Below are 4,418 nucleotides of genomic sequence, written 5' to 3'. Positions count from 1 at the left end.
CTGGCGGACGGGCATTCGGTGTTCGTGGAGATGTCGGCGCATCCGGTGCTGGCGATGCCGTTGACCGACGCGAGTGCCGAGCATGGCGGGATCGTCGTCGGCTCCCTCGCGCGCAAGCACGGCGACTGGGGTCGACTCCTGCGCAACCTCAGCCTGTTGCACGTCCAGGGGCATGAGCTGGACTGGAGCAAGGCCCTCGCCACCGACACACAAGCCCTCGTCCCGCTGCCCACGTACGCCTTCCAGCGCGAGCCCTACTGGACAGACGTTCCCCGGACCCCAGGCGACGCCCGGTCGTTCGGGCTCGATGCCTCGCTGCATCCGTGGATCGGTGCCGTGACCGCCCTCGCGGACGGCGAGGGACATCTCGTCACCGGCCGGCTGTCGCTCTCCGAGCAGCCGTGGCTGAAGGACCACACCGTGTTCGGCTCGGTCATCGTGCCCGGTACCGGCCTGCTGGAGCTGGCCACCGCCGCCGCCCACGAGGTCGGCGCGGCCGGGACCGCTCAGCTGACCCTGGCCGAACCGCTGGTGATCGACGACGCGGTACGGATCCAGATCACGGTCGGCGCGCCCGGCACCACGGGCCGTCGTACCGTCGCGATCCACAGCAGCCCCGAGGCCGCGCCCACCGCCTGGACCCGGCACGCGAGCGGCGAACTGCGGGACGGCACACCGCGGGACGCGGCGGGCACCCCCACCGCGGACCCGGCCTTCGCCGAACTGCGCGGCTGGCCGGTGACCGGCGCCGAGCGGGTCGAACTCGACGGCCTGTACGAGCGGTTCGCCGGCCAGGGCATCACCTACGGCCCCGCGTTCCAGGGGCTGACCGAGCTGTGGCGCAGGGGCGACACCGCCTACGGCGTCGTACGCCTCCCCGCGGTCGGCCGGACCGGCGAGTTCCTGCTGCACCCGGCGCTGATCGACACGGCGCTGCACGTCCTCAAGGGCGTCTCCGCCGCCTCCGGCGAACCGGAGCCGGAGGGCGCGCTGCTGCCGTTCGAGTGGAGCGACGTCGACCTGCACGCCGCGGCCCGCGACGAACTGCGCGTCCGTATCGACGTCGAGGGCTCCGACTCCGACTCCGGTACGAGCATCCGGCTGTGGGCCTGTGACCCGGCGGGCGACCCCGTCGTACGCGTCGGAGCGCTCCACCTGCGCCGGGCGACCGCCCAGCAACTGCGCGCCGCCCGGAACACCGCGGCCGACGGCCTGCACCGACTGGAGTTCCAGCCACTGGCCTCCGCCGGCCCCCAGGGTGGCCGGCCGCCGGCCACCACCGGTCCGCAGGCCGCGGTCGCGGACGCCGTGCTCGGCGGCACGGGCCGGCTGGCCGGGCTCCTCGGCGTACCTGCCCTCGCCGACACGGCCGAGCTGTCCGCCCTGCTCGACGCGGGCACCGGCACGGGACGGGAAACCGCCCCGGCCCGCATCGTCATCGACGCCACCGACCGGCAGCCGTCCGAGAGCGCCCCCGACGCCGCCTACCGGGCCGCCGAGCACGGACTCGCCCAGCTCCAGGCGCTGCTCGCCGACGAGCGGCTCGCGGCGACGGAACTCGTCTGGGTCACCCGTGGCGCCGTCGCAGCCGCCCCCGGCGACCGCCTCGACGGACTGGCGCACGCGCCGCTCTGGGGCCTGGTGCGCTCCGCGCGCGCCGAACACCCCGGGAACGGCCTGCGGTTGATCGACCTCGACCCCGGTGACGACGCCGCCGAGGACACGCTCGCCCGCGCCCTCGCCGTCACCGGAGAACCCGAACTCGCCGTCCGCGCGGACGGCACCCGTGCCGCCCGGCTGACCCGCGTCACCGGCGGACCCGACGCGTCCGCCGTCCGGCCCCCGGACCCCGAGGGCACCGTCCTCATCACCGGTGGCACCGGCGAACTCGGCCGGGCGACCGCCCGGCACCTGGTGCGCCACCACGGTGTGCGTCACCTGGTACTGACCTCACGACGCGGGGCCGACGCGCCCGGTGTCCCCCAACTGATCCGTGAACTCGAAGAAGAAGGTGCCCAGTGCGTACGAGTGGTGGCCTGTGATGTCGCTCGGCGGGATGACGTGGCGAAGGTGCTCGGTCTTGCTGAGGAGGAGCACCCGTGGACTGCGGTCCTCCACCTCGCGGGTGTCCTGGACGACGGTGTCGTTCTGGGCCAGGACGCGCGGCGGCTCTCCCGTGTGATGGCACCGAAGGCCACGGGCGTCCACCACCTCGACGACCTCACCCGCGGACACGATCTCGCGGCCTTCGTCCTGTTCTCCTCCGCCGCCGGCACCTTCGGGACCGCGGGACAGAGCGTCTACGGCGCCGCCAACGCCTACCTCGACGCGTTCGCCGCCCGCCGGCGCGCCGAGGGCCGCCCGGTCACCAGCCTCGCCTGGGGCCTGTGGCACCAGGCCGGCGTGGGCATGACCTCCCACCTGGGCGCGGTGGAGCTCGAACGCATGCGGCGCCAGGGCATCGCCCCCCTCGCGTTCGAGCAGGGCCTCGCCCTCCTCGACGCGGCACTGGCCCGCCCGGCGGACACGTTCGTCCCCGTCCGGCTGGACCTGCGCACCGCCCGGCAGGAGACGGACCGGGGCCACGACGCCCCCGCCCTCTTCCGCGCCCTCGTACCGTCCCGGCTCCGCCGCGCGAGCGGCCCGGCCGCCACCACCGCGGAAGCCGCCGGCCCCGCCGAGCTGCGCGAACGGCTGCTGGCCGCCACCACCGACGACCGGCGCACGGAACTCGTCACGGACCTGGTCCTGCGTGAGGTCGCCTCCGTGCTCGGCGTGTCCGACACGGCCTCGCTCGCTCCGCAACAGGTCCTCAAGGACCTCGGCCTCGACTCGCTCATGGCGGTCGAACTGCGCCGCCGCCTCTCGGCCGCGACCGGCCTGTCCCTGCCGGCCACCCTCGCCTTCGACCACCCGACCCCCGAGCACATCACCCGGCTGATCCTCAAACGCATGGAACTGCCCACGTCGGACCCGGCCCCGGTGCCCGCGGCCGACGGCACGGCGACGGACAACCCCTCCGCCCAGCTGGGCTGGGCCCTCGAACGGCTCTCCGCGGACCGGATCCACAGCAGCGGACTACTGGAGCGGCTGCTGGAGCTGGCCCGCGAGGAGACTCCCGCGCCGACGACAGCACCGACGACAGCACCAGGTGGCGCACCGTCGGGCGCACCCGCGGCCGCCACGTCCCTCCTGCCGTCGGACGGCGACGGGCGTTCGGTCGACGACATCAACGCCGAACTCAACGCGCTGCTGGCGGCATCGGGGCTCGACCTCGACTGACGACGCCCGGGGGCCGCGCACCACCTGCGCCGCCCCCAGGCCACGTCGACCGGCGCTCGAGTCGTCATCGGTTGGGTGATGAAGTCCCTGAGCTGTCCCCCGGGACGCCGTTCGCTCGTGGTGGCCGTGCAGAAAGGCTCGATGGTGTCGATGTCAAACCAGGACCGAATGGAAGCCGCCCTCCCCGCGATCCGCGCGCTGCAGAAGCGCGCGGCGGACCTGGAGGAGCGGCAGGCCCGGACCCATGAGCCGATCGCGGTCGTGTCGATGGCGTGCCGTCTGCCAGGTGGTATCGCTACGCCGGAGGCGTTCTGGGAGCTGCTGGTCTCGGGCGGGGACGCGGTGGGCGGGCTGCCGTCGCGGTGGCAGGGGCTGGGCTTGTACGACCCCGACCCGGACTCGGTGGGCAAGAGTTACGCGCGCGAGGGCGGGTTCATCGAGGACGTGGAGGGTTTCGATCCCGCGTTCTTCGGGATCTCGCCGCGTGAGGCGGCGTCGATGGATCCGCAGCAGCGACTGGTCCTGGAGACATCCTGGGAAGCCCTGGAACGAGCCGGCATCCGCCCGGCATCACTGGGGGAGAGCCGCACGGGCGTCTACCTGGGCACGATGAGCTCCGACTACGGCGACCTGGGCAAGGACCTGGAAGCGCTCGACGGCTACGTCAGCACAGGCAAGGCGTCCAGCGTCGTGTCGGGCCGTGTGTCGTACACCCTCGGCCTCCAGGGCCCCGCGATCACGGTCGACACGGCGTGCTCGTCGTCGCTGGTCGCGCTTCATCTGGCAGTTCAGGCGCTGCGCCAGGGCGAGTGCGAACTGGCCCTCACGGGCGGCGTGACGGTGATGAGCGCGCCGTCACTCTTCGTGGAGTTCTCGCGGTTGAAGGGGATGGCGGCGGACGGTCGGTGCAAGTCGTTCTCGGCGGGTGCTGATGGTGCGGGCTGGGCCGAGGGCGCTGGTGTGCTGGTGTTGAAGCGGTTGTCGGTGGCGGAGCGCGATGGTGACCGGGTGTTGGCGGTGATTCGTGGCTCGGCGGTCAATCAGGACGGCCGCAGTCAGGGTCTTACGGCGCCGAACGGTCCTTCGCAGCAGCGGGTGATCCAGGACGCGCTGGCCGCGGCGCGGCTCGGTCCCGC

At 73.5% G+C, this 4,418-nt stretch carries 2 protein-coding genes; both read left to right on the top strand.

Going from position 1 to position 4,418, the window contains the following annotated elements; translation table 11 throughout:
* The coding region (locus ABZY33_RS35870) for a type I polyketide synthase (RefSeq protein WP_356495911.1) at positions 1 to 3,282 on the top strand (3,282 nt) is incomplete at its 5' end.
* A 168-nt stretch (positions 3,283 to 3,450) separates the two neighbouring features.
* Positions 3,451 to 4,418: polyketide synthase (locus ABZY33_RS35865; protein WP_356495912.1), on the top strand; the 968-nt coding region annotated here is incomplete at its 3' end.

It is taken from the genome of Streptomyces sp. NPDC006552, from assembly GCF_040611655.1.
In the GTDB taxonomy this organism is placed as follows: Bacteria; Actinomycetota; Actinomycetes; order Streptomycetales; family Streptomycetaceae; genus Streptomyces.
This window is presented reverse-complemented; position numbering and strand designations above follow the sequence as displayed.